This window comes from Streptomyces luteosporeus (genome assembly GCF_039532865.1).
Classification (GTDB): domain Bacteria; phylum Actinomycetota; class Actinomycetes; order Streptomycetales; family Streptomycetaceae; genus Streptomyces; species Streptomyces luteosporeus.
The window spans coordinates 24,904-45,596 of record NZ_BAAASL010000025.1 but is presented as its reverse complement, the minus strand read 5'-3'; the positions used below and the strand labels follow the sequence as shown (position 1 = coordinate 45,596).

The following is a 20,693-nucleotide window of genomic DNA, read 5'->3' as shown; positions in this document are numbered from 1 at the left end:
TCATAGGGATTGTGAGCATGAGCCAGAACAGTCTGCGTGTGGTGTGGGTCTACCCCGACCTGCTCAGCACCTACGGGGACCAGGGCAACGTCCTGGTCCTGGAGCGGCGGGCGCACCAGCGCCGCCTGGACGTCCAGCGGGTCGACGTGCGCTCCGACCAGCAGATCCCCACCTCCGGGGACATCTACCTGATCGGCGGCGGCGAGGACCGCCCGCAGCGGCTGGCGGCCGAGCGGCTGCGCCGCGACGGCGGCCTGAACCGGGCCGTGGCCAACGGCGCGATCGTCTTCTCGGTGTGCGCCGGCTACCAGATCCTGGGCCACGAGTTCATCAACGACCTCGGTCAGCGGGAGCAGGGCCTGGGCCTGCTGGACGTGATCAGCACCCGTGGCGAGGGCGAGCGCTGCGTCGGCGACGTGCTGGCGGACATCGACCCGCAGCTCGGCCTGCCGCCGCTGACCGGCTTCGAGAACCACCAGGGCGTCACCCACCTGGGCCCGACGGCCCGCCCGCTGGCCCGGGTCCGCTTCGGCAAGGGCAACGGCACCGGTGACGGCACCGAGGGCGCGTTCAACGACACCGTCTTCGGCACGTACATGCACGGGCCGGTGATGGCCCGCAACCCGCACATCGCGGACCTGCTGATCAAGCTGGCGCTGGACGTCAACGCCCTGCCGCCGGTCGACGACCGCTGGTACGAGGCGCTGCGCGCCGAGCGCATCGCCGCCGCGACACAGCCGGCGTAGGGCCTCGCGCCCCGTAGGGGCGCGGGGAACTGCGCGATCGGCCACCGACGGCCTGCAGCTGAAGCACGGCCTTCATCTGCGGGCACGTCGTGGCTTGTCGCGCCCACGCGGCGGCAGCCGCAGGTCGACACCACCCCGCGCCCCTACGGGGCAGCGTTCCCCGACGATCCGCCGGACAGGCCGTAGGGTGGCGGGGACCGCGCCCGGCGGCGGGCCGGCCGCGCAAGGCCCGCCCTGTGTGAGGTGACCCTGTCGTGCGCATCGGTGTGCTCACCTCCGGCGGCGACTGCCCCGGCCTCAACGCCGTCCTGCGGTCCGTCGTCCACCACGCGGTCTGCGACCACGGCGACGAGGTCGTGGGCCTGCACGACGGCTGGCACGGCCTGCTCGAGGGCGATCACCGCCTGCTCGACCCCGCGGCCGTCGCCGGCGTCCTGGGCACCGGCGGTACGCTGCTGGGCTCCTCCCGCATCGCGCTGGCCGAGCTGCCCGGGGGCGTGGAGCTCGCCCGCGACCGGGCGGCGGCCCTCGGCCTGGACGTGATCATCGCCATCGGCGGCGCCGGCACGCTCGGAGCCGCACACCTGCTGGCCCGGGACGGACTGCCCGCGGTCGGCGTCCCGCGCACCGTCGACGACGGCATCGCCGCGACCGACGTGGCCTTCGGCTTCGACACCGCCGTGGCCGTGGCGGGGCACGCCCTGGACCGGCTGCGGACGCAGGCGGCATCGCGGCAGCTCGTCGTCGTCGCCGAGGTGGCGGGCCGGCGTTCGGGCTGGGTGGCGCTGCAGACCGGGCTGGCCACCGGGGCGGACGTGATCGCCGTGCCCGAGCGCCCCTTCTCCGTCCACGCCCTGACCGCCGCGGCCGGCCGCGGCCTGGCCTCGGGGAAGCGCTGCACCGTCGTGGTGGTCGCCGAGGGCGCCACCGCCCACGACGCCCTGCCGGCCGCTGCGCCGCCGGCCGCCGCCCGCCCCGGCGTCGCCGAGCTGCTGGCCGCAGAGCTGCAGCAGCGTCTGGGGGCCGACGTCCACCCGCTGCCCCTGGGCCCGGCCCAGCGCGGCGGCGCGCCCACCGCGTACGACCGGGTGCTGGCCAGCCGCTTCGGCCGGTACGCCGTGGAGACCGCCCGGACACGGGCCGGCGCGCCCGCCGCGGTGATGACCGCGCTGCACGGCGAGGCGCTCGTCCCGGTGCCCCTGACCTCGGCGCCCGGGCACCGGCCGGTGCCGCCGGAACGCTATGCCGAGGTCGGGTGCGTGCTGTGAGGAGGGCGCCTCTACGCTTGTCCCGGCGCATCGGTGCGAAATGGGAGAGAGCGGATGGATCACAGCGGGCACGGCATGATGCACATGGACATGCCGCCGTTCACGCTGGGGCGGGGTCTGCAGTTCAGTAGCGAACCGTTCTTCATGATCGGCTGCCTGCTGGCACTGGGCCTGTACAGCTGGGCCGTGGTGCGGCTGCGCCGGCGCGGCGACGCCTGGCCGTGGGGCCGCGTCGTGGCCTTCGTCACCGGCGTGCTGACCGTGGCGCTGGTGATGTGCACCAAGCTGAACGACTACGGCATGGTCATGTTCAGCGTGCACATGGTGCAGCACATGGTGATCAGCATGCTCTCCCCCATCCTGGTCCTGCTCGGCGCGCCGGTGACGCTGACCCTGCGCGCGCTGCCGGCCGCCGGCCGGGGGCGCACGGGCCCCCGCGAATGGCTCGTCGCCCTGCTGCACAGCCGCTACATGCGCATCATCACGCACCCGGCGTTCACGATCCCGATGTTCATCGCGAGCCTGTACGCGCTGTACTTCACCCCGCTGTTCGACTTCCTCATGCAGAGCCGGGCGGGCCACATCGCGATGATGGTGCACTTCCTCGCGGTCGGCCTGGTGTTCTTCTGGCCGATCATGGGCGTGGACCCCGGCCCGCACCGCCCGGGGTACGTGATGCGGATGCTGGAGCTGTTCGCCGGCATGCCCTTCCACGCGTTCTTCGGCATCGCGCTGATGATGGCCTCCGAGCCGATGATCGGCACGTACATGCACCCGGCGGCCTCGCTGGGCATCGACGCGCTGGAGGACCAGAAGGCGGGCGGCGGCATCGCCTGGGCCTTCAGCGAGATCCCCTCGGTGGTCGTGCTCCTCGCGCTCGTCTTCCAGTGGTACCGCTCCGAGCAGCGGCAGGCCCGGCGCAGCGACCGGGCCGCCGACCGCAACGGCGACAAGGAGCTGGCGGCCTACAACGCCTACCTGGCCTCGCTCAACGCCCGGGGGCAGTGAAGGCGGCCGACGGCGGTATGGCCCGCGGACCGCGGCCGGGAGACCATGGTCTCCTGGCCGCGGTCCGCGTTTTGGTGCACTGAGCTGCTCGCGCCGGACCGCCGTTGAGGAGGTGCGGCGATGTCGGGATCGGCGAAGACGATGGCGTGGCTGACCATGGGCGCCCTGGTGCTGGTGACCGCCTATTCGGTGGCCCTGGGCGGCAACGGCTGGCTGTGGTTCATCTGGTCCGTGCTGGGGCTGGCGACGATAGGCACGGTGGCGGCCGGCGGGGCGTGAGGCGGCCTGCGCATCGGAACCCTGAGCCAGCGGGTCAGAAGCGGAAGACGGGCCCGGTCGCGGCCTCGAGGGCGCACAGGTTCGGGAAGGTCCGGCGCCAGGCGACGGGCAGGCCGTGCCAGTCGCCCCGGGCGGTCGCCTCGACGGGGTCCTCCTCCCGGGTGCACACCTGCTCCGCGTCCCCGAGCAGCGCCTCCGGCTGCCCGCCGGCCAGGGCCAGGCTCTCGCAGGCCTCCGCCGCGTGCGGGTGCCGGCCGCCGGGGCCGGGGCAGACCAGGCGTACGCCGCGGATCCAGGTGCCGTGCGCCCCGGAGATCGTCAGCAGGTACTGCCCGTCGCTCGCGTCCTCCCGGTCGGTGGCGTGGGCCTGGCCCAAGGGCCAGGTGAGCAGGGCGGCGGCCGCGGCCGCGGCGGCAGGGAGGGTGGACGTGCGTGGGGACATGGGCCGAGCCTTCCGGGGCGCTGGTGTGCCGGCCAGGCCACCGCGCCCGGGCCGGGCCCGCCAAGGGGCCGCACCGCACCCGCACTCGTGTGGGGGATGCCGGCCACCCGGTCGGGCGATGTCCGCGCCGGAAGCCCGAGCGCCGGCAGCCCGGCCACCGGGAAAACAGGTCGCCCCGGGCCGTCCGGGCCCGTACTGTCCTCGCTTGTCATTGATCATTCAACGGGGAGGACCGGGAAACGCATGAGTGCCCGGCTGCGCGAGGTCGCGCGCAACACGGAACGGATCGTCGCCGAGGGCGGCTACACCACGCCCGGCGGCCGCTGGGCGGACATCGCCGAGGACGTCCGGCGGGCCCGCGAGGGAACGCGATTGTACGGGCCGGAGCCGGTGCCGGTGCCGCAGGCGGGCCCGGTACGTCCGACGGTCTTCGAAGTGACCGCGGAGGGCAGCCTGGACGCCGCCCGCCGGCTGGCGGCCGACGGCCCGCCGGTGGCCGTCCTCAACTTCGCCTCCGCCCGCAACCCCGGCGGCGGCTACCTCAACGGCGCGCAGGCGCAGGAGGAGGCCGTCTGCCGCGGGTCGGCGCTGTACGCGTGCCTGCTGCAGGCCCCCGAGTACTACGCCGCCCACCGCGCGGATCCCAGCCCCTTCTACAGCCACCGGGTCATCCACTCCCCCGGCGTCCCCGTCTTCCGCGACGACCGCGGCGAGCTGCTCGAAGAGCCGTACACGGCCGGCTTCCTGACCTCGCCCGCGCCCAACGCGGGCGTGATCGCCCGGCGTACGCCCGAGCAGGCGGACCTGATCCCGGCGGCGCTCGCCGAGCGCGCGGCGCGGGTGCTGCAGGTCGCGGCGGCGCACGGGTACGAGCGCCTGGTGCTCGGCGCGTGGGGCTGCGGCGTCTTCCGCAACGACCCGGCGCAGGTGGCGGCGGCCTTCGCCGGCCACCTGAAGGGCGCGGGGCGTTTCGCGGGCCGCTTCGAGCACGTCGTCTTCGCGGTCCTGGACCGGCAGCCGCACTCCGCGAACAGGGCGGCCTTCACCGGCGTCTTCGCCGGGTGAGCGGCGGGGCGCCGGCGGGCTGCTCCTACTCCTCGATGGCCCCGCCGACCGCGCGCAGGTGCTCGCGGAAGGTGAGGTGGGGGTCGGCCGCGCGGGCGGTGAGATACGCGTCGAAGCCCACCTGGCGGCGCAGCGGGACGCCCTCCCTGATCCTCGTGGCCTGCCGCCGCTCGGCGTCGCGGATCGCCTCCGCGGCGGCGAGCACCTCCTCGGCCCGCGCGGCCGGCACGAACACCACGCCGTCGTCGTCACCGAACACCAGGTCCGCCGGGCCCACGGTCCACTGCCCCACGACCGCCGTCCGCAGGGCCTGCGGCGGCCGGGCATCCAGGCGCAGCGGCCCGGCGGGCAGCGCGCCCAGGCTGAACACCGGCAGGCCGATGGCACGGATGTCGGCGGTGTCCCGGTGCAGCCCCCACACCACGACGCCGGCCAGCCCGGCGTCCGCGGCCTCCAGCACCGCGAGGTCGCCGATGCACGCCTCGTCCGTCCGGCCGTCGTTGTCGACGACCAGCACGTCCCCGGGTGCGGCCTGTGCGACGGCTTCCAGGAAGACGTCCACGCTGCCCGCGTGCCGCGCGGGCAGCACGCGCCCGGCGAGCCGCGTCCCCTCCACGACGGGCCGCATGCCCGCAGGTGCGCACCGCACGGGCACGCCGGTGCGCACGCAGCCGTCGGCGATGTGAGCGGTGGTCAGGTCGGTGCGGTCCAATTGCCTGCCTCCTTGGTGGCAACGGGAGTTTACGATCACCGTATGTCCAAGCACAGCGCAGACTCGTCGCATTCCTCGTTGTCCCTGTGGTCGCGGGATTCCCTCCTGTCGATCGGTTCCGTGGGCTCGGTGCTGTCGATCGGCTCGGTCGGCTCGGTGCTGTCCGTCGGCTCAGTGGGCAGTGCCCTCTCCCTGGGTTCGATCGGCTCCGCCCTGTCCTTCGCCTCGGCCGGCTCCTGGCTGAGCACCGGCTCCGTCCTGTCCGCCCAGTCGCGGTGGTCGGTGCTCTCCTGGCGCTCCAGCCGCGGCTTCCTGACGGCGGGCGTGGTGGCGGCAGTGGCTTGCGCCGCCCTGACGACGCACCGCCGGCCGGCCACCCGCCCGTAGGCTCAAAGGGTGAGTGCGTGCCCTGTCGTCACGTCGACATGGGCAGGGATCCGATCGTGCCGGTCGCCGACCGTCGCCGTTCCGGTGGGCTCGAACATGAGGATGGCGGCGCCGGACGGAGTGTACGGCTTGTGCTCCGTACCCCGGGGAACGGTGAAGACCTCGCCCTGGGCGAGCACCACCGTGCGCTCCCCTGCGGGCTCGCGGAGAGAGATGTGCAGTTCGCCGTCGAGTACGAGGAAGAACTCGTCGGTGTCGTCGTGGGCGTGCCAGAGGTGTTCGCCGTCGACCTTGGCGACGCGTACGTCGTAGTCGTTGACGCGCGTGACGATGCGCGGGCTCCACAGGGCGTCGAAGGAGGCCAGGGCCTTGCCGAGGGCGATGGGTTCGCTGTTCATGGGGCTCATCCTTCCGCCCTGTTCCCGGCCGGCGTGAGTGCTAGGAATTGCACATGGCGCAAGAATCCTCGCATGCAGTCCGTACCGCGGGCCCGCACCGCGTCGTCGTGATCGTGGACGAGAACTCGAACCCCTTCGAGCTCGGTTGCGCGACCGAGGTCTTCGGCCTGCGCAGACCCGAGCTCGGCCGTGACCTCTACGCGTTCACGCTCTGCTCGCCCGCGCCCCGCACGCTGATGCGGGACGGATTCTTCACGCTCACGGGCGTCGCGGACCTGGCGGCGGCCGACTCGGCGGACACCTTGATCGTGCCCAACCGGCCCGACGTCGAGGTGCCCCGCCGCCCGGCCGTGCTCGATGCCGTCCGGCGGGCCCACGCGCGGGGTGCGCGCCTGGTCGGTTTCTGCAGCGGCGCGTTCACCCTGGCGGAGGCGGGCGTGCTCGACGGGCGCCGGGCCACCGCGCACTGGCAGTGGGCGGATTCCTTCCGGGCCCGCTTTCCTTCCGTGCGGCTCGAACCGGACGTGCTGTTCGTGGACGACGGCGACATCCTCACCGCCGCCGGGAGCGCCGCCGCGCTCGACCTCGGGCTGCACATCGTCCGCCGCGACCACGGCGCGGAGATCGCGGCGGCCGTCGGCCGGCGGCTGGTCTTCGCCGCCCACCGCGACGGCGGGCAGCGGCAGTTCGTCGAGCGGCCCGTGCCCGACGTGCCGGACGAGTCCCTGGCGCCCGTGCTGGCCTGGGCCCGGGAACGGCTGGACTCGGCCCTGACCGTCTCCGGGCTCGCGGCACGGGCCGCGGTCAGTCCGGCGACCCTGCACCGCCGTTTCCGGGCGCAGCTGGGCACGACGCCCCTGGCGTGGCTCACGGGGGAACGCGTGGCCCTGGCCTGCCGGCTCATCGAGCGGGGGGAGTCGCGCTTCGACGTGGTCGCCCGCCGCACCGGACTGGGCACCGCCGCGAACCTGCGCGCGCTCATGCGGCGCGAGACGGGTCTCAATCCCTCGGCGTACAGGCGCCGGTTCGGACCGGGGGCGGACTGACGGCCGGAAGACCGGTTCCGGTCGTTCCGTGGGCCTGGAGTGGCCGATGAGGAGTCGGATCCGACAGGGTCGGCTTCCCTTTTGACGGAGATCTTCCGGACAGTGTCGTCGTGAGTATTTCCGGGCCGCGGATCGCTTGGATGGTGGGGGAAGGGCGCGTTCCAGGCCACCGTCACATCGATCCACCAGAGGACTTCAATGGACAGCATGCCCTGCGCCGTACCGACGGCGCCCCGCACCGGCCCGGGGCCGGTGCGATGACCGGCGACCGCCGGAGCCGGCTCGAGGACGGCCGCCTGCCACTGGACTTCCAGGCCTTCTACCTGGGCGTCGAGGAGATGTACCACTCCTACGCCACGGAGATCCTCGGGAACCGGGAGGATGCCGAGGAGGCCGTGCACGAGGCGTTCTGCCTGATCCGCGACGAGTGGGCGGACCTGCTCAGCAGCAGCAACGTCGAGGAGGGCGCCTGGTCCGTCCTGCGGCTGGCCACGATGCGCCGGCTGCGCAGCGGCAGCGGGCGGCCGGCGTTCGTGGCCAAGGGGGCCTTCGCCCGGGCCATGGACGCCGCCGGGGACCAGCTGGCGGTGCTGGAGGAGAGCATCGGCCTGTACGCGGCGATAGCCGAGCTGCCGAACCGCCAGTTCGACGTCATCGTGCTGCAGTACGTCATCGGCTACCCCGTCACGCGGACCGCCTGGCTCCTCGGACTGGACGAACGGACCGTCGACTACCACGGCCGCAAGGGCAAGGAGTACTTGCGCCGGCAGCTCGGCATTCCGGAAGTGACGCGTATCAAGGAGGTCAGGAAGTGACCGGGCGGGGTGCGGGCATCGAGGAGCTGCTGGCGCAGGCGGCGGTTCCCACGGCGTCGGGTGCCGGCTTCGATGCGGCCGCGGCAGTGCACCGGCTGGCGGCCGGGGCGGGTGCGCGGGGGCACCGCCGGCAGTTGCGGGACTGGCAGGCCCGCGAGGCGCGCAAGGCGCAGATCGCCCTGGACTGGATCTGCCAGTGGTCGCTCACGGACGCGCAGGAGCAGCTGCGCCGCTTCGCCGGGGACGACCCGGACCCGGACCCGGAGGGGCCGTTCGTCTTCGGGTGCCTGCTGCACCGGCTGGGCTACGGCAAGAGCGCCCAGTTCTGGTGGCGGCTGGCGGCCGGGGCGGACCACCGGGGTGCGGCCTACTGCCTGCACCTGCACCACCTGCAGCTCGACGTCGCCTACGGGGCGAGCTCCCACTGGTACGAGCGGTTCGCGGCGCTGCCGTCCCGGGCCGGCAGCGGCTCCGACGCGGTGGCCCACTACGAACTGCTGGCCGCGGCCTCCCGCCACCGGCACCGGCGCCTTCCGCCCGGCGACGGGGTCTCCAGGGAGATCGAGGACGAGGTTCATCGTCTCGCTGCGGAGACGATGAAGAACTGCGGTGTCGTGGGCCGGCCCGGGCAGCGCTTCGCGGACGTACTGGCGACGGCGGCCCCCGGAAAGACGCACCGCCCCGGCCCGTGAGGGGCCGGGGCGGCGTGGTCACACCAGGTGCAGCTCCGCGGCATTACGCCTTCGGGGGCTCCGGGGTGGCGTGGGGGGTGCAGGTGACGTCGCTGCCGCCGGTGAGCTTGCCGGTGAGCAGGTAGGCGTCGACGCGGTCGTTGATGCAGGGGTTCTTCAGGCCCGTGACACCGTGCGAGCCGGCGCCCTTCTCCGTGATCATCTGCGAGCCGCGGAAGCGCTTGTGCAGCTCGACCGCGCCCGCGTACGGGGTGGCGGCGTCACGGTCGGACTGGACGATCAGGGTCTGCGGCAGGCCCTTGTGGGTCGTCACCTCGACCGGGCTGTACTGCGGGCCCTTCCACGTGGCGCACGGCAGGTTCATCCAGGCGTTGGCCCAGGTCATGAAGGGGGCCTGCTGGTGGATGCGGGTGTTGTCGCGGTCCCACTTGCGCCAGCTGGTGGGCCACTTGGCGTCGGCGCACTCGACGGCGGTGTAGACGGCGTTGCTGTTCTCGGAGGCGATGTTGCCGGCCTTGTCGTCGAGGTTCGGGCCGGCCGCCTCGACGAGCGCCTTCACGTCGCCCGCACGGTACTTCGCCCAGGTCTGCGCGACCGGGACCCACGAGGAGTCGTAGTACGCCGCGCCCTGGAAGTAGTTGATCAGCTCGGCCGGGCCGACGAGACCGCCGATGGGCTCCTTCTTGGCGGCGGCGCGGAGCTTCTCCCACTCCTGCTGGACCTTGGCCTGCGTGGTGCCGAGGTGGAAGACGGAGTCGTGCTGGGCGACCCAGTTCTCCCAGTCCTTGAAGCGGCCCTCGAAGGCGATGTCCTGCTCGAGGTTGGCCTGGTACCAGATGTTGTCGCGCGCCGGGTTGACGACGCTGTCGACGATCATGCGGCGGACGTGGTCCGGGAAGAGCGTGCCGTAGACCGCGCCGAGGTAGGTGCCGTAGGAGACGCCCAGGTAGTTGAGCTTCTTGTCGCCGAGGGCGGCACGGACCACGTCGACGTCGCGCGCGGTGTTGGCCGTGGTCATGTACGGCAGCATGTCGCCGCTGCGCTCGGCGCAGCCGTCCGCGTACTCCTTGGCCAGCTTGCGCTGGGCGCGCTTGTCGGCCTCGCTGCCCGGCACCGGGTCGGCCTTGGGCGCCTTGACGAACGCCTGGGGGTCGACGCAGGAGATCGGGGCGGAGTGGCCGACGCCGCGGGGGTCGAAACCGACGAAGTCGTAGGCCTTGGCGATGTTGGTGTACAGCGGGTTCTTGGTCGTGACCTTCTTCGGGAAGCGAAGGCCGGAACCGCCGGGGCCGCCCGGGTTGTAGACGAGGGAGCCCTGGCGCTCGCTCGCGGTGCCGGTGGACTTCACCCGGTCAACGGCGATCTTGATCGTGCGGCCGTTGGGGCGCGCGTAGTCGACGGGCACGGTGACGAAGCCGCACTGGATGGGCTTGTCCAGGCCCCAGTCGGCCGGGCAGTCCTGCCAGGTGATGCCGCTCTTGGCGGCACGGTCGGCGGCGATCTTCGCGCCGCGGGCCTCGGCGGCGCCGCCCGGCACGGACTGCGCGGCACCGGCCGGCGTCGCGGTCAGGAAGCCGGCGACGAGTGCGCCCGCCACCACGGTGCCGGCCGCACCGGCTATCGCGTTCGGTCTCAAAGTAGGAATCCCCCTGCAGAGTGCGCCGCCCGCCCGGGGCGGCGATGATCACACGATGTGCAGGGGGGAATCCTTTCGCCTCCCCTGCCACAAAGGACAGACCGGAAGGGTGTTCTTTACTAATCCGTAAACGAGAGGACGCATGAACCGCCGTACGGGCGGCTGTTACCCGCGGTCGCCGGTCCGCTATCCCCCGACTGCCCGTTTTACGGCCGGAATACGGCATTGAGAGCGGTTGCCGCCGCTTCGAGCGCCCTGCGCACGCCCAGGGCGTCCGGCGCCACCGCGCTGACCAGGGCGGCCGGTCCCGCGAGCGGGACGAGCACGGCCCCCGGGCCCAGTACCTGCGGCTGCACCGGGTGGTCCGCGAAGGCCGGGTCGACGACGAGGAGTTGGCCGGCCGCCCGGTTGCCGGCGAGCACCGCCGGCCCGTCCCAGCCGGGCACCCCCGGCCCGTAGCGCAGTTCCTGGTCGTACAGCGGGCGCCCGGCGCGGTGCACGGTCAGCCGGGTGGCCAGCCGGCCCGTGGGCTCGCCGGCCCGCCCGAGCACCTGCTCCTCGCGCAGCACCAGGCGGGCACCGGCGGCGAGTTCGACGCGGGTGGTCTGCCGCAGGTCGCTGCCGCGGGCGGAGATCAGCGGTTCGGGCAGCCAGTGCAGCACCGCGCCCTCCCCCACGCTCAGCCGGGTGTCGTACGTGGCGGGCGCGCCCGAGCGGCCCGGCAGGGCGACCGTCGCGGCCGCGGTGGTGAAGGTCAGCCCGGCGCCGTCGGCGACGTCGGCGCTCAGGGCGAGCGCGTCCCCGCCCAGCGGTGCGCTCATGGCACCGACCAGGCAGACCCGCGCGCGGGGCCCGTCGTCCGGCCGCAGCCGGCGCAGGGCGAGGGGGCCCTCGCCCCGCAGCACGGGCAGGGCCACCCCGCCGCGGCCGTCGGGCACGGCGGCGATGCGGGCGATCGCGCGCAGGGCGGAGGCGGCGCCGGCCGGCGCGGTCGTCGTCATGCGGCGGCCGGCGCGCCCGTCCAGGCCGCGAGGCGCTCGCGCACCCACCGGCGCACCGGGTCCACGCCGTCCGGCGCGGTGAGGGAGGTGAACACGACGGGCAGGCCGCCGCGCTGGGCCACCGCGTCGCGCGCCATGCGCTCCAGGTCGGCGCCGACGTACGGGGCGAGGTCGGTCTTGTTGACCACCAGCAGGTCGGCGGTGGTCACCCCGGGGCCGCCCTTGCGGGGGATGTCGTCGCCCCCGGCGACGTCGATGACGAACATCTGGGCGTCGACCAGCCCCTTGGAGAACGTCGCGGTGAGGTTGTCGCCGCCGGACTCGACCAGGACGAGGTCGAGCGGGCCGACGGCCTCCTCCAGCTCCTCGACCGCTTCGAGGTTGGCGGAGATGTCGTCGCGGATCGCGGTGTGCGGGCACGCGCCGGTCTCCACCGCCGTGATCCGCTCCGGCGGCAGGACGGCGTTGCGCAGCAGGAACTCGGCGTCCTCCCGCGTGTAGATGTCGTTGGTGACCACGGCGAGGGACAGCTCCTCGCGCAGGGCCCGGCAGAGCGCGGCGACCGTGGCGGTCTTGCCGGACCCGACGGGGCCGCCCAGCCCGATGCGCAGGGCGCGCCGGGTGCCGTCGGGGCGCAGGGCGGGGGTGGCGCCGTAGGTGTGGCGGTGGGGGAAGGCTTCGGGGTGGTCGAGGTGCATGGTCTCGTCTCTCCGGGGGGTTCGGGTCAGGTCGCGAAGAGGCGCACGGGCCAGGCGGCGTGCTCCTCGGCGGTGATCTCCAGCAGCGGTGCCGACGCGGCGGGCAGGGCTCCGGGGCCCTCGGCGCGGACGCGCGCGGCGGCCTCCGTGGCCGCGGCCGCGACCTCGTCGAGCTCCGGCGCGAGGCGGGCCAGGACGGCGGTGGCGGCGAACGGGTCCAGGCCGAGGAGCCGTACGACCGCGGTGGCGGGGCCGCTCACGCACTCGTACGCGGCGGCGTGGGCGGCGTCCGGCGGGCCCAGCCCGGCGGCGCGGGCGGCGAGGCCGAGCACGACGGGCTGGTGGGCGCAGCGCGGGCGGGCCGCGGCCAGGGCCTCCAGCTCGGGCGAGGGCCAGGCCGCGCGGGCCGCGCTCACCAGCTGCCGGCCGAGCCGCCGGGCGGCGGCGCGCAGGGCGGCCGAGGGGGTGCGGGCGTCGGCGGCCTCGTCCAGGGCGAGAGGGTCGGCGCCGGCCGCCGCCGCGGCGGCGAGGGCGGCGGCGGTCAGGCCGGTGGTGTGCAGGCGGCCGCGGCAGAACTCCTCCAGCGTGGGGGCACAGGCGATGCGGCCGGCCTTGACGGCGGCCTCGGCGCCGCCGGAGTGGGCGTGGCCGCCGGCGGGGAAGCGGCCGTCGGCGAGCACGAGGAGGGCTGCGCGCCCGGTGCCCCCGACGGTCCTCGGGGCGTCCACCGTTGCCATCAGAAGAGGAAGTAGCGCTGAGCCATGGGCAGTTCCGACGCCGGAGCCGGCTCGACGGGTTCGCCGTCGATCGTCACCGTGAAGGTGTCCGGGTCCACCTCCACCCGCGGCAGCGCGTCGTTGTTGCGCATGTCGGCCTTCGTCACGCCGCGCGTGCTGCGGATGGGCACGAAGCGCTTGCCGAGGCCGAGGCGTTCGGGGAGGCCGTCGTCGAGCGCCCACTGGGTGACGAAGTTCAGGGAGTTGGCCGCCGGGGCACGGCCGAGGGCGCCGTACATGGGGCGGGAAAGGACGGGTTGCGGCGTGGGGATGGAGGCATTGGCGTCGCCCATCTGCGCGTACGCGATCTGTCCGCCCTTGAGGACGAGGCGGGGCCGGACGCCGAAGAACGCCGGGTCCCACAGCACGAGGTCGGCGAGCTTTCCGCTCTCGACGGAACCGAGTTCGTGGTCCAGGCCCTGGGCGACGGCCGGGTTGATGGTGTACTTGGCGACGTAGCGCCGGGCGCGCCGGTTGTCGGCCGGTCCGTCTCCGGGGAGTGCCCCGCGCCGTTTCTTCATCACGTGTGCGGTCTGCCAGGTGCGCAGGACGACCTCGCCGATGCGGCCCATGGCCTGGGAGTCGGAGGAGATGATGGAGATGGCCCCCATGTCGTGGAGGATGTCCTCGGCCGCGATGGTGCCGGGTCTGATGCGGGATTCGGCGAAGGCGAGGTCCTCGGGGACGGCCGGGTTGAGGTGGTGGCAGACCATCAGCATGTCGAGGTGTTCGTCGACGGTGTTGACGGTGTGCGGCCGGGTGGGGTTGGTGGAGCTCGGCAGGACGTTGGCCTGCGAGACGACGGTGATGATGTCGGGGGCGTGCCCGCCGCCCGCACCCTCGGTGTGGTAGGCGTGGATCGAGCGGCCGGCGATGGCGGCGAGGGTGTCGCCGACGAAGCCCGCCTCGTTGAGGGTGTCGGTGTGGATGGCGAGCTGGGCGCCGCTCTCCTCGCAGATCCTCAGGCAGGCGTCGATGACGGCCGGGGTGGCGCCCCAGTCCTCGTGGATCTTGAAGCCGACGGCGCCGGCGCGCAGCTGGGCGCGCATCGCGTCGTACGAGACGGTGTTGCCCTTGCCGAGCAGGCCGATGTTGACGGGGTGGGCCTCCATGGCCTCGAACATCCGGGCGAGGTGCCAGGCGCCGGGGGTGACGGTGGTGGCCTTGCTGCCCTCGGCGGGGCCGGTGCCGCCGCCGACGAGGGTGGTGATGCCCGAGGCGAGGGCCTCGTCGGCGAGCCGGGGGCAGATGAAGTGGACGTGGGCGTCGACGGCGCCGGCCGTCAGGATGCTGCCGTTGCCGGCGATGATCTCGGTCTCCGGTCCGATGACGAGGTCGGGGTGGACGCCGTCCATGGTGTCGGGGTTGCCGGCCTTGCCGATGCCGGTGATGCGGCCGTCGCGGATGCCGACGTCCGCCTTGACCACGCCCCAGTGGTCGAGGACGACCGCGCCGGTGACGACGGTGTCGGGGGCGCCGTCGGCGCGGGTGGTGCGGGACTGGCCCATGGACTCGCGGATGACCTTGCCGCCGCCGAAGACCGCCTCGTCGCCGGCGTGGCCGGGGCCGCCGCAGCGGTCCTCCTCGATCTCCACGAGCAGGTCGGTGTCGGCGAGCCGGATGCGGTCGCCGGTGGTGGGGCCGTACAGGCCGGCGTACGCGGCCCGGGTGAGCTCAGGCATCCAGCGGTCCCCCGCATGCGCCGCGCAGTCCTTCGACGATGCGCTTGCCGGCGATGGGGACGAGCTGCACCTCGACGGGGATGCCGGGTTCGAAGCGCACGGCGGTGCCCGCGGGGATGTCCAGGCGCCGGCCGTGGGCGGCCGCGCGGTCGAAGCGCAGGCCCGGGTTGGCCTCGGCGAAGTGGTAGTGGGAGCCAACCTGGACGGGCCGGTCGGCGGCGTTGAGCACGGTGACGACGGTGCGGTGCAGGCCCTCGTTGAGCCGTACGGTGCCGGCGGCGTGCAGGATCTCTCCGGGTATCACGTGGTTCCGCCTCCCCGTCACGCGATGGGCTCGTGGATGGTCACGAGCTTGGTGCCGTCGGGGAAGGTGGCCTCGACCTGCACGTCGTGGATCATCTCCGGCACGCCGTCCATGACGTCGGCGCGGGTGAGGACGGCGCGCCCGGAGGCCATCAGTTCGGTGACCGTGCGGCCGTCCCGGGCGCCTTCGAGGACGTGGGCGGTGATCAGGGCGACCGCTTCGGGGTGGTTCAGCCGCAGGCCCCGGGCCCTGCGCCGCTCGGCGACGTCGGCGGCGACGTGGACGAGGAGCTTGTCCGTCTCGTGCGGGGATAGTTGCATGCGCCCACCTCAGCACAGGGTTGACCAGGGCTTCTGCGCCCGTGGCCGGTGCACGCAGATTAAGGCGCAAGCTTTTCCAACGCGTTAACAGGTCTGACCCGTTCTTTGCGTGCGCATGACGAGCCTGCTCAGCGGCCCGGATCCGTGCTCCCCGCATCGCGGTGCTCGGCGGCGATGCCGAAGCGCCTGCGTTCGCCCGCGGTGAAGGAGGACGCCGGGCGCAGCGCCGCCACCGTGCTGATCACCTGCTCGCCCTCCGCCTGCGCCGCGGCCTCGGGCTGCTCCAGCCGCTGCAGGTCGGCGGCGGAGACGAGGGCCACCAGCGGCTTGCCGTGGCGGGTGACGACGACCCGCTCGCCGCCGTAGACCACGCGGTTGATCAGGTCCGCCAGCTCGGCTCGGGCTTGCGTCACGGGAATCTCGTAGGCCATGCTCCCATTCTAACTGGACGTACATCCTGTACATTTTTTACAGATGTCGAGAGGGAGCGCCGTCATGGACACCGCCATCCGGGACCTGAACCCGTACGAGAAGCTGTTCGCGGAACGCCTGATCGTCCTCGGCACACCCATCGACGACGCGGCGGCCCAGGACGTGATCGCGCAGTTGATGCACCTGGAGCACGCGGCGCCCGGCCGGGACATCGGGCTCTACCTCAACTCGCCCGGCGGCTCCCTTCGGGCCATGAGCGCCATCCGCGACACCATGCGCTACGTCGAGTGCGACATCGAGACCGTCTGCCTGGGCCAGGCCGCCGGTCCCGCCGCCGTGCTGCTGGCGGCCGGCACCCGCGGCAAGCGGCTGGTGCTGCCGCACGCGCGGGTCGTGCTGCGCCGGCCCGCCCTGCCCGAGCCGGTGCGCGGGCAGACCACGGACCTAGCCCTGTGGGCGGCGGAACTGCTGCGTGAGGGAGAGGAGATGGTGACGGCGCTGGCCGGGGACACCGGGCAGGACGCGGCGCGGATCCGCCGGGACGTCGAGCGCGACACCGTGCTGGACGCCGAGGCCGCCGTCGCCTACGGGCTGGCCGACGCCGTGGTCACCGACCGCCGCTCGCAGCGGGGCTGGGCGGGGACGAGGTGAGCGACATGCCGCACGAGGACACGCCCCGGGACGCGGCGCACCGGTGGCCGCCCCCGCTGCCCCCGTTGCCCGCCCTGACGCGTGCGGAGGGCGAGTTGGTCGACCGCTATCTGGAAGTACTGGATCAGCTCGGCAGGATCAACCCGGCGCGGGCGCACGACACGTACAGCGGGCTACGAGCCGCGCAGCGGCTCGTGGTCGCGGCCACCGCCCTGCGCGACGCGCTCGCCGCGATGCACGAACGCGGTGAACGCGAGGTGTACGGGAGGACTTTGACGCGGGCGATGCGGGTCCTGGACGGTGAACGACGGGCCCGCCGGGTGATGTTGCCTCCGGAGGCGGCGAACTGAGGAGCGGAAACATTCTTCCCCCGATCTCCTCCAGACGCCGGAGGCGAGCGTAGACGGAGCGCGGTGATCTCCTCGGGCAGCGCGCCGGGCCGCCGCCCGGGGAGATCGCTCCGGCGCAGGTGGCGACCTCACCAGGGCTGATCGGTGAGTGCCAAATCCCGCTGCGTCCACCCGAATTGCCCGAAGGTGACGAGGCTCACATAACAGGGGATCCCCTCGGTTTCCCGGGCCCGGCTGCGCCAAGATCCCTCCCGACGACAAGACCCCGCCACCACGGCGGGGCGGTCCGGGCGGACGCCGAACCCTGCCGCCGCCCGGGCGCGGGTCGACATGGGTGCACTCGGCAGGGATGGAGGACCCGAGCACGACGGGACGGCCGGAGCCGAGCGCCACCGGACCGCCCCTTGGGGTGAAGCCGCCAAGCGCGGCCGGGCATTCTTCGCCTGCCCGAACCCGACAGGTCATCCTTCACAGGCGGCTGACGAAGGGTGAGAGCATGGGCGTGCACAGGCGTCCCTCGAAGCTGTCCCGGGCCCGGGCCGCGGCGGTTCCCGTCTCGGCACTGACCCTCGCGGCCGTGAGCGCCTCGGTACTGGCACCGGGCGCGGCCGGAAAGGCCGAAGCGGCAACCGTCTCCGTCCAAGCCCTGTTGATCGCGGCCTCGAAGGCCGGCTCCCCCTACCAGTGGGGAGCCACCGGCCCGTACCGCTTCGACTGCTCGGGGCTGACGCAGTATTCCTTCAAGCGCGCCGGCAAACAGCTGCCGCGCACCGCGCAGGAGCAGTACAACCGCACCCGCCACATCCCCGCCGCCACCCGTGAGCGGGGCGACCTGGTCTTCTTCCACGGCCGGGGCGGGGTCTACCACGTGGGCATCTACGCCGGTGACAACCTCATCTGGCACGCCCCCAAGACCGGTTCGGTCGTCCGCATGGAGCGCATCTGGACCAGGAGCGTCTCCTACGGCCGCGTGAACGGCTGACGCACCGCGCGTCCGGCTGCCGTCAGCTCGTCGGACCGGGCCACGGCAGCCGGACCCACACCGTCTTGCCCCCGTCCGCCGTGGGGGCGATGTGGAAGCCGCCGCCCTGTTCGGCGGCGAGGCAGCGCACGATGACCAGGCCCCGGCCGTTGTCCTGCTGGACGGCCGCGGGCAGCCGCCGGGGGTGGCGCGGATAGCTGTCGCCGACCCCGATGCGCAGGCACTCGTCGCGGTCGAGGCGCAGCTCCACGGTGAAGGAGGGCGAGTACCCCCGGGTGTGCAGCACGGCGTTGGTGGCCAGCTCGGAGACGATCAGGCGGATGACGTCGGCGGCCCCGGTGTCCTCGGGCAGACCCCACTCGGCGAGCAGGTGCGCGATCCGGCGGCGGGCCACCGCGACCGAGGCCGGGACGCTCGGCAGGGTGACGGTTGCTTCCTGGTGGTCTGCCATGGCGCTGCACCTTTCCCGACGCGTCCGTGCAGCGTGCCACTGATAACGGCCCCGATGGGCGGGTTCCACCGGATTATGGATATATCTGTCGCTCGAAGCGGTGAACTCTGCGAACCGCGACCGCATTTGGCCGCCGCATTGGTTTATTGACTCTCATCACCTCTGAGGAGAGCTGATGCGGTACGAACCTGCGGTGCGCCGCCGCAAACTCGGCGCGGAACTGCGCCGTCAGCGCGAGCTGATCGGCATGACCAGCCGGGAGGCCGCCTGCGCGCTGGGCTGGCACCAGTCGAAAGTGAGCAGGATCGAGACGGGCAGCAGTGGCGCGAAGCCCTCGGACGTCGCCCGGCTGCTGGACGTCTACAGCGTCTCGGACCCGGAGCTCAGGGAAATGCTCGGTGCGCTGTGCGGGGCGCCCGCGCCGGACGGGAGCCGGAAGCGCTCCCCGGGCCGGCGCGGCTGGTGGTACGCCTACCGGGAGCTGCTGCCCGCGGCGTACCTCGACTTCATCCGCCTGGAGTCGGAGGCCTCCTGCGCCCGTACGCTGGAGACCACGGTGGTGCCCGGCCTGCTGCAGACGCCGGCGTACGCCCGGGCCGTGACCCGCGCGGCGCTCGGCGACCCGCCGGAGGACCTGGTCGAGGAGCTGGTCAGGGTGCGGATGGCCCGCCAGTCGGTCCTCGCGGGCGAGCGCCCGCTGCAGCTGTGCGCGGTCCTGGACGAGGCGGCGCTGCGGCACGAGGTGGGCGGCCGCGCGGTGATGGACGGGCAGCTGCGCCACCTCGTCCGCCAGGGCGCTCTGCCGCACGTGCGGCTGCACGTGCTGCCGTTCAGCCGGGGAAGTCATATCGGCATCACGGGGCCTTTCGTCATCTTCTCGTTTGCGCGCATCGCCGATCTGGACGTGGTTGTCCTCGACCATTTGACGAGTAGCCTCCACTTGGAGCGGCGAGAGGACCTCCGGGCGTACGCCGCGGCCTTCGCCTCGCTGCGGGAAAAGGCCCTGCCGCACGAGGAGTCCCTCGCCTACATCACCGCAGTCGCCGACGGCACGTAAGGAGGCGCCATGTCCATGTCCCTCAGGCCTCGGTACGCGCAGCCCCGGTACGTCCACAGCAGCCACAGCACCGGCATGAACAACTGCGTCGAGACGGCGCTGCTGGGGCCCGGGCTGCTCGCGGTCCGCGACTCCAAACGGGCCTCGGGGCCCGTGCTGCTGTTCTCCCGCGCCGCCTGGTCGGCCTTCGTCGTCTCCCTGCGGGCGCCGGCCTGCCGGCCGCCCGCCCGGCGCACCGCGCCCGCGGGCGGCGCCCCGCGAGGCGCGCGGCGCCGTCCGGGCGATCGTGGCGGCCGCCGCCGCCACCTGGCGGTCGGACAAGTCCGCGCGGGCGGTCAGCCGCAGCCGTGAGACGCCGTCGGGCACCGACGGCGGCCGGAAGCAGCCGACCGCGAGCCCCGCGGCCCGGCAGTCGGCCGCCCATCGGACGGCGGCCTCCGGCGAGGGCGCCCGCACCGAGACGACGGCGGCGTCGGGCCGTACGGCTTGGAGCCCCGCCGCCGTGAGGCGCCGGTGCAGCTCCGCGGCCACCTCCCGCACCCGGCGGGCGCGCTCGGGCTCCCGGCGCAGCACCGCAAGGCTCGCCAGGGCCGCCCCGGCCGCGGCCGGGGCCAGGCCGGTGTCGAAGATGAAGGTGCGGGCGGTGCTGACCAGGTGGGCGATGACGCGCGCCGGGCCGAGCACCGCCCCGCCCTGGCTGCCGAGCGACTTCGACAGCGTCACGGTCGCCACGATTCCGGGCGCGCCCGCCAGGCCGGCGGCCGCCACGGCCCCGCGGCCGCCGTCGCCGAGCACGCCCAGGCCGTGCGCGTCGTCGACCAGCAGGGCCGCGCCGTGCTCCCGGCAGGCGGCGGCGAGGGCGGGCAGCGGGGCGGCATCGCCGTCGACGGAGAAGACGGAGTCGGTCACGGCGATCGCCCGCCCGCCGTGGGCCGCGAGCGCCTTGCGCACGGCCTCGGGGTCGGCGTGCGGGACGACGGCCTTGCGGGCACGGGCCAGGCGCGCGCCGTCGATGAGGGAGGCGTGGTTGGCCTCGTCGCACACCAGCAGGGTCTCGTCCGCGGCGGGTCCGGCGAGGGCGGTGACGGCGGCGAGGTTGGCGGCGTAGCCGGAGGAGAGCACGAGGGCCGCCTCGAAGCCGCAGAAGGCGGCGAGTTCCTCCTCCAGGCGGGCGTGCAGCTCGGTGCTGCCGGTGACCAGGCGGGAACCGGTGGCGCCGGCGCCCCAGTGCCGGGCCGCCTGCGCCGCGGCGGCGGTGACCTCGGGGTGGCGGGTCAGGCCCAGGTAGTCGTTGCCCGCCAGGTCGGCGAGGGAGGACTCGGCCGGGCGCGGGCGCAGGGTGCGCACCAGCCCCGCGGCGGCGAGCCGCTCGTGGTGGGCGTCGATCCAGTCGAACGGGTCCCGCTGCATGCGCCGTCCCTCGCGTTTGGTGGGTTTGCATAAAACCTAGCCGTCGGTGGCCCCGGACAGGATGTGGCGATACACACACCTGCCT

Annotated in this window: 25 protein-coding genes and 2 pseudogenes; 14 read left to right on the top strand and 13 right to left on the bottom strand. The window is 73.7% G+C overall.

All coding sequences use genetic code 11. From position 1 onward, the window contains the following. The first annotated feature begins 17 nt into the window (after window positions 1-17). The 4 genes from ABD361_RS26580 (at window position 18) to ABD361_RS26565 (ending at window position 3,301) form a co-directional block, all read left to right on the top strand. A complete protein-coding gene (locus ABD361_RS26580) occupies window positions 18-746 on the top strand; it encodes a type 1 glutamine amidotransferase (RefSeq protein ID WP_344438778.1) in 729 nt (242 codons plus the stop codon). A 254-nt stretch (window positions 747-1,000) separates the two neighbouring features. Further along, on the top strand, window positions 1,001-2,014 hold the full coding sequence (locus tag ABD361_RS26575; protein WP_344438777.1) for an ATP-dependent 6-phosphofructokinase: 1,014 nt from the start codon (window positions 1,001-1,003) through the stop codon (window positions 2,012-2,014). A 54-nt stretch (window positions 2,015-2,068) separates the two neighbouring features. Further along, window positions 2,069-3,022 (top strand): cytochrome c oxidase assembly protein, encoded by a 954-nt coding sequence (locus ABD361_RS26570; protein WP_344438774.1) that lies wholly within the window; start codon window positions 2,069-2,071, stop codon window positions 3,020-3,022. A 120-nt stretch (window positions 3,023-3,142) separates the two neighbouring features. Further along, window positions 3,143-3,301 carry a hypothetical protein gene (locus tag ABD361_RS26565; RefSeq protein ID WP_344438773.1) on the top strand — a complete coding sequence of 53 codons (159 nt, stop codon included), beginning with the start codon at window positions 3,143-3,145 and terminating at the stop codon, window positions 3,299-3,301. A 34-nt stretch (window positions 3,302-3,335) separates the two neighbouring features. On the opposite strand, the gene ABD361_RS26560 is transcribed toward ABD361_RS26565, so the two are convergent. Then, on the bottom strand, window positions 3,336-3,743 hold the full coding sequence (locus ABD361_RS26560; protein WP_344438771.1) for an SSI family serine proteinase inhibitor: 408 nt from the start codon (window positions 3,741-3,743) through the stop codon (window positions 3,336-3,338). Window positions 3,744-3,986: 243 nt separating this feature from the next. Between ABD361_RS26560 and ABD361_RS26555 the strand changes: the two genes are divergently transcribed. Further along, window positions 3,987-4,808 carry a TIGR02452 family protein gene (locus tag ABD361_RS26555; RefSeq protein WP_344438769.1) on the top strand — a complete coding sequence of 274 codons (822 nt, stop codon included), beginning with the start codon at window positions 3,987-3,989 and terminating at the stop codon, window positions 4,806-4,808. A gap of 25 nt (window positions 4,809-4,833) precedes the next feature. On the opposite strand, the gene ABD361_RS26550 is transcribed toward ABD361_RS26555, so the two are convergent. After that, on the bottom strand, window positions 4,834-5,520 hold the full coding sequence (locus ABD361_RS26550; protein WP_344438766.1) for an RraA family protein: 687 nt from the start codon (window positions 5,518-5,520) through the stop codon (window positions 4,834-4,836). A 42-nt stretch (window positions 5,521-5,562) separates the two neighbouring features. Here ABD361_RS26550 and ABD361_RS26545 point away from each other — a divergent pair, with 42 nt between their 5' ends. Continuing rightward, window positions 5,563-5,907 (top strand): hypothetical protein, encoded by a 345-nt coding sequence (locus ABD361_RS26545; protein ID WP_344438764.1) that lies wholly within the window; start codon window positions 5,563-5,565, stop codon window positions 5,905-5,907. Between the two features lie 2 nt (window positions 5,908-5,909). Here the strand turns inward: ABD361_RS26545 and ABD361_RS26540 are convergent, their stop codons facing one another. Then, window positions 5,910-6,305 carry a cupin domain-containing protein gene (locus tag ABD361_RS26540; RefSeq protein ID WP_344438762.1) on the bottom strand — a complete coding sequence of 132 codons (396 nt, stop codon included), beginning with the start codon at window positions 6,303-6,305 and terminating at the stop codon, window positions 5,910-5,912. A gap of 53 nt (window positions 6,306-6,358) precedes the next feature. On the opposite strand from ABD361_RS26540, the gene ABD361_RS26535 reads away from it, so the two are divergent. The 3 genes from ABD361_RS26535 to ABD361_RS26525 all read left to right on the top strand — a co-directional run bounded on the left by ABD361_RS26535 (window position 6,359) and on the right by ABD361_RS26525 (window position 8,858). Next, window positions 6,359-7,351, top strand: a complete 993-nt coding sequence (locus ABD361_RS26535; protein ID WP_344438761.1) for a GlxA family transcriptional regulator — start codon at window positions 6,359-6,361, stop codon at window positions 7,349-7,351. A gap of 257 nt (window positions 7,352-7,608) precedes the next feature. Further along, the gene (locus tag ABD361_RS26530; protein WP_344438759.1) at window positions 7,609-8,166 is read left to right on the top strand and encodes an RNA polymerase sigma factor; all 558 of its coding nucleotides are present in this window, start codon (window positions 7,609-7,611) and stop codon (window positions 8,164-8,166) included. Next, window positions 8,163-8,858 carry a hypothetical protein gene (locus ABD361_RS26525; protein ID WP_344438758.1) on the top strand — a complete coding sequence of 232 codons (696 nt, stop codon included), beginning with the start codon at window positions 8,163-8,165 and terminating at the stop codon, window positions 8,856-8,858. The genes ABD361_RS26530 and ABD361_RS26525 overlap by 4 nt, the downstream gene beginning before the upstream one ends. A 43-nt stretch (window positions 8,859-8,901) precedes the next feature. Here the strand turns inward: ABD361_RS26525 and ABD361_RS26520 are convergent, their stop codons facing one another. From ABD361_RS26520 to ABD361_RS26485, 8 genes are all read right to left on the bottom strand, one after another. Then, the gene (locus ABD361_RS26520; RefSeq protein WP_344438756.1) at window positions 8,902-10,494 is read right to left on the bottom strand and encodes an alpha/beta hydrolase; all 1,593 of its coding nucleotides are present in this window, start codon (window positions 10,492-10,494) and stop codon (window positions 8,902-8,904) included. A gap of 206 nt (window positions 10,495-10,700) precedes the next feature. Continuing rightward, window positions 10,701-11,495 (bottom strand): urease accessory protein UreD, encoded by a 795-nt coding sequence (locus tag ABD361_RS26515; RefSeq protein ID WP_344438753.1) that lies wholly within the window; start codon window positions 11,493-11,495, stop codon window positions 10,701-10,703. Beyond that, entirely contained in the window at window positions 11,492-12,193 is a 702-nt protein-coding gene (gene ureG / locus ABD361_RS26510; protein WP_344438751.1) for an urease accessory protein UreG, read from the bottom strand. Before ureG ends, ABD361_RS26515 begins: the two co-directional genes overlap by 4 nt. A 26-nt stretch (window positions 12,194-12,219) precedes the next feature. Further along, window positions 12,220-12,921: an urease accessory protein UreF gene (locus ABD361_RS26505; protein ID WP_344438749.1), complete on the bottom strand. Its 702-nt coding sequence runs from the start codon at window positions 12,919-12,921 to the stop codon at window positions 12,220-12,222. 8 nt (window positions 12,922-12,929) lie between these two features. Beyond that, a complete protein-coding gene (locus tag ABD361_RS26500; RefSeq protein WP_344438748.1) occupies window positions 12,930-14,651 on the bottom strand; it encodes an urease subunit alpha in 1,722 nt (573 codons plus the stop codon). Beyond that, the gene (locus ABD361_RS26495) at window positions 14,644-14,955 is read right to left on the bottom strand and encodes an urease subunit beta (RefSeq protein WP_344438746.1); all 312 of its coding nucleotides are present in this window, start codon (window positions 14,953-14,955) and stop codon (window positions 14,644-14,646) included. The genes ABD361_RS26500 and ABD361_RS26495 overlap by 8 nt, the downstream gene beginning before the upstream one ends. 17 nt (window positions 14,956-14,972) lie before the next feature. Continuing rightward, complete coding sequence (locus ABD361_RS26490; protein ID WP_344438744.1) at window positions 14,973-15,275, bottom strand: urease subunit gamma; 303 nt, start codon at window positions 15,273-15,275, stop codon at window positions 14,973-14,975. A 128-nt stretch (window positions 15,276-15,403) separates the two neighbouring features. Then, the gene (locus ABD361_RS26485; protein ID WP_344438743.1) at window positions 15,404-15,706 is read right to left on the bottom strand and encodes a type II toxin-antitoxin system Phd/YefM family antitoxin; all 303 of its coding nucleotides are present in this window, start codon (window positions 15,704-15,706) and stop codon (window positions 15,404-15,406) included. A 64-nt stretch (window positions 15,707-15,770) separates the two neighbouring features. Between ABD361_RS26485 and ABD361_RS26480 the strand changes: the two genes are divergently transcribed. From ABD361_RS26480 to ABD361_RS26470, 3 genes are all read left to right on the top strand, one after another. Next, the gene (locus ABD361_RS26480; protein ID WP_344438741.1) at window positions 15,771-16,358 is read left to right on the top strand and encodes an ATP-dependent Clp protease proteolytic subunit; all 588 of its coding nucleotides are present in this window, start codon (window positions 15,771-15,773) and stop codon (window positions 16,356-16,358) included. Between the two features lie 5 nt (window positions 16,359-16,363). After that, window positions 16,364-16,708 (top strand): hypothetical protein, encoded by a 345-nt coding sequence (locus ABD361_RS26475; RefSeq protein WP_344438739.1) that lies wholly within the window; start codon window positions 16,364-16,366, stop codon window positions 16,706-16,708. 496 nt (window positions 16,709-17,204) lie between these two features. Beyond that, on the top strand, window positions 17,205-17,690 hold the full coding sequence (locus ABD361_RS26470) for a C40 family peptidase (RefSeq protein WP_344438737.1): 486 nt from the start codon (window positions 17,205-17,207) through the stop codon (window positions 17,688-17,690). Window positions 17,691-17,712: 22 nt separating this feature from the next. Here the strand turns inward: ABD361_RS26470 and ABD361_RS26465 are convergent, their stop codons facing one another. Further along, a complete protein-coding gene (locus ABD361_RS26465) occupies window positions 17,713-18,141 on the bottom strand; it encodes an ATP-binding protein (protein WP_344438735.1) in 429 nt (142 codons plus the stop codon). A gap of 175 nt (window positions 18,142-18,316) precedes the next feature. On the opposite strand from ABD361_RS26465, the gene ABD361_RS26460 reads away from it, so the two are divergent. Together ABD361_RS26460 and ABD361_RS26455 are read left to right on the top strand one after the other, a co-directional pair. Further along, window positions 18,317-19,198, top strand: coding sequence for a helix-turn-helix domain-containing protein (locus ABD361_RS26460; RefSeq protein WP_344438733.1), 882 nt, complete (start codon window positions 18,317-18,319; stop codon window positions 19,196-19,198). 15 nt (window positions 19,199-19,213) lie between these two features. After that, window positions 19,214-19,396 (top strand): annotated as a pseudogene (locus tag ABD361_RS26455) (DUF397 domain-containing protein); the annotation flags it as partial. A 66-nt stretch (window positions 19,397-19,462) separates the two neighbouring features. On the opposite strand, the pseudogene ABD361_RS26450 reads toward ABD361_RS26455, so the two are convergent. Continuing rightward, window positions 19,463-20,608: pseudogene (locus ABD361_RS26450) on the bottom strand (8-amino-7-oxononanoate synthase); the annotation flags it as partial. Window positions 20,609-20,693 lie beyond the last annotated feature (85 nt).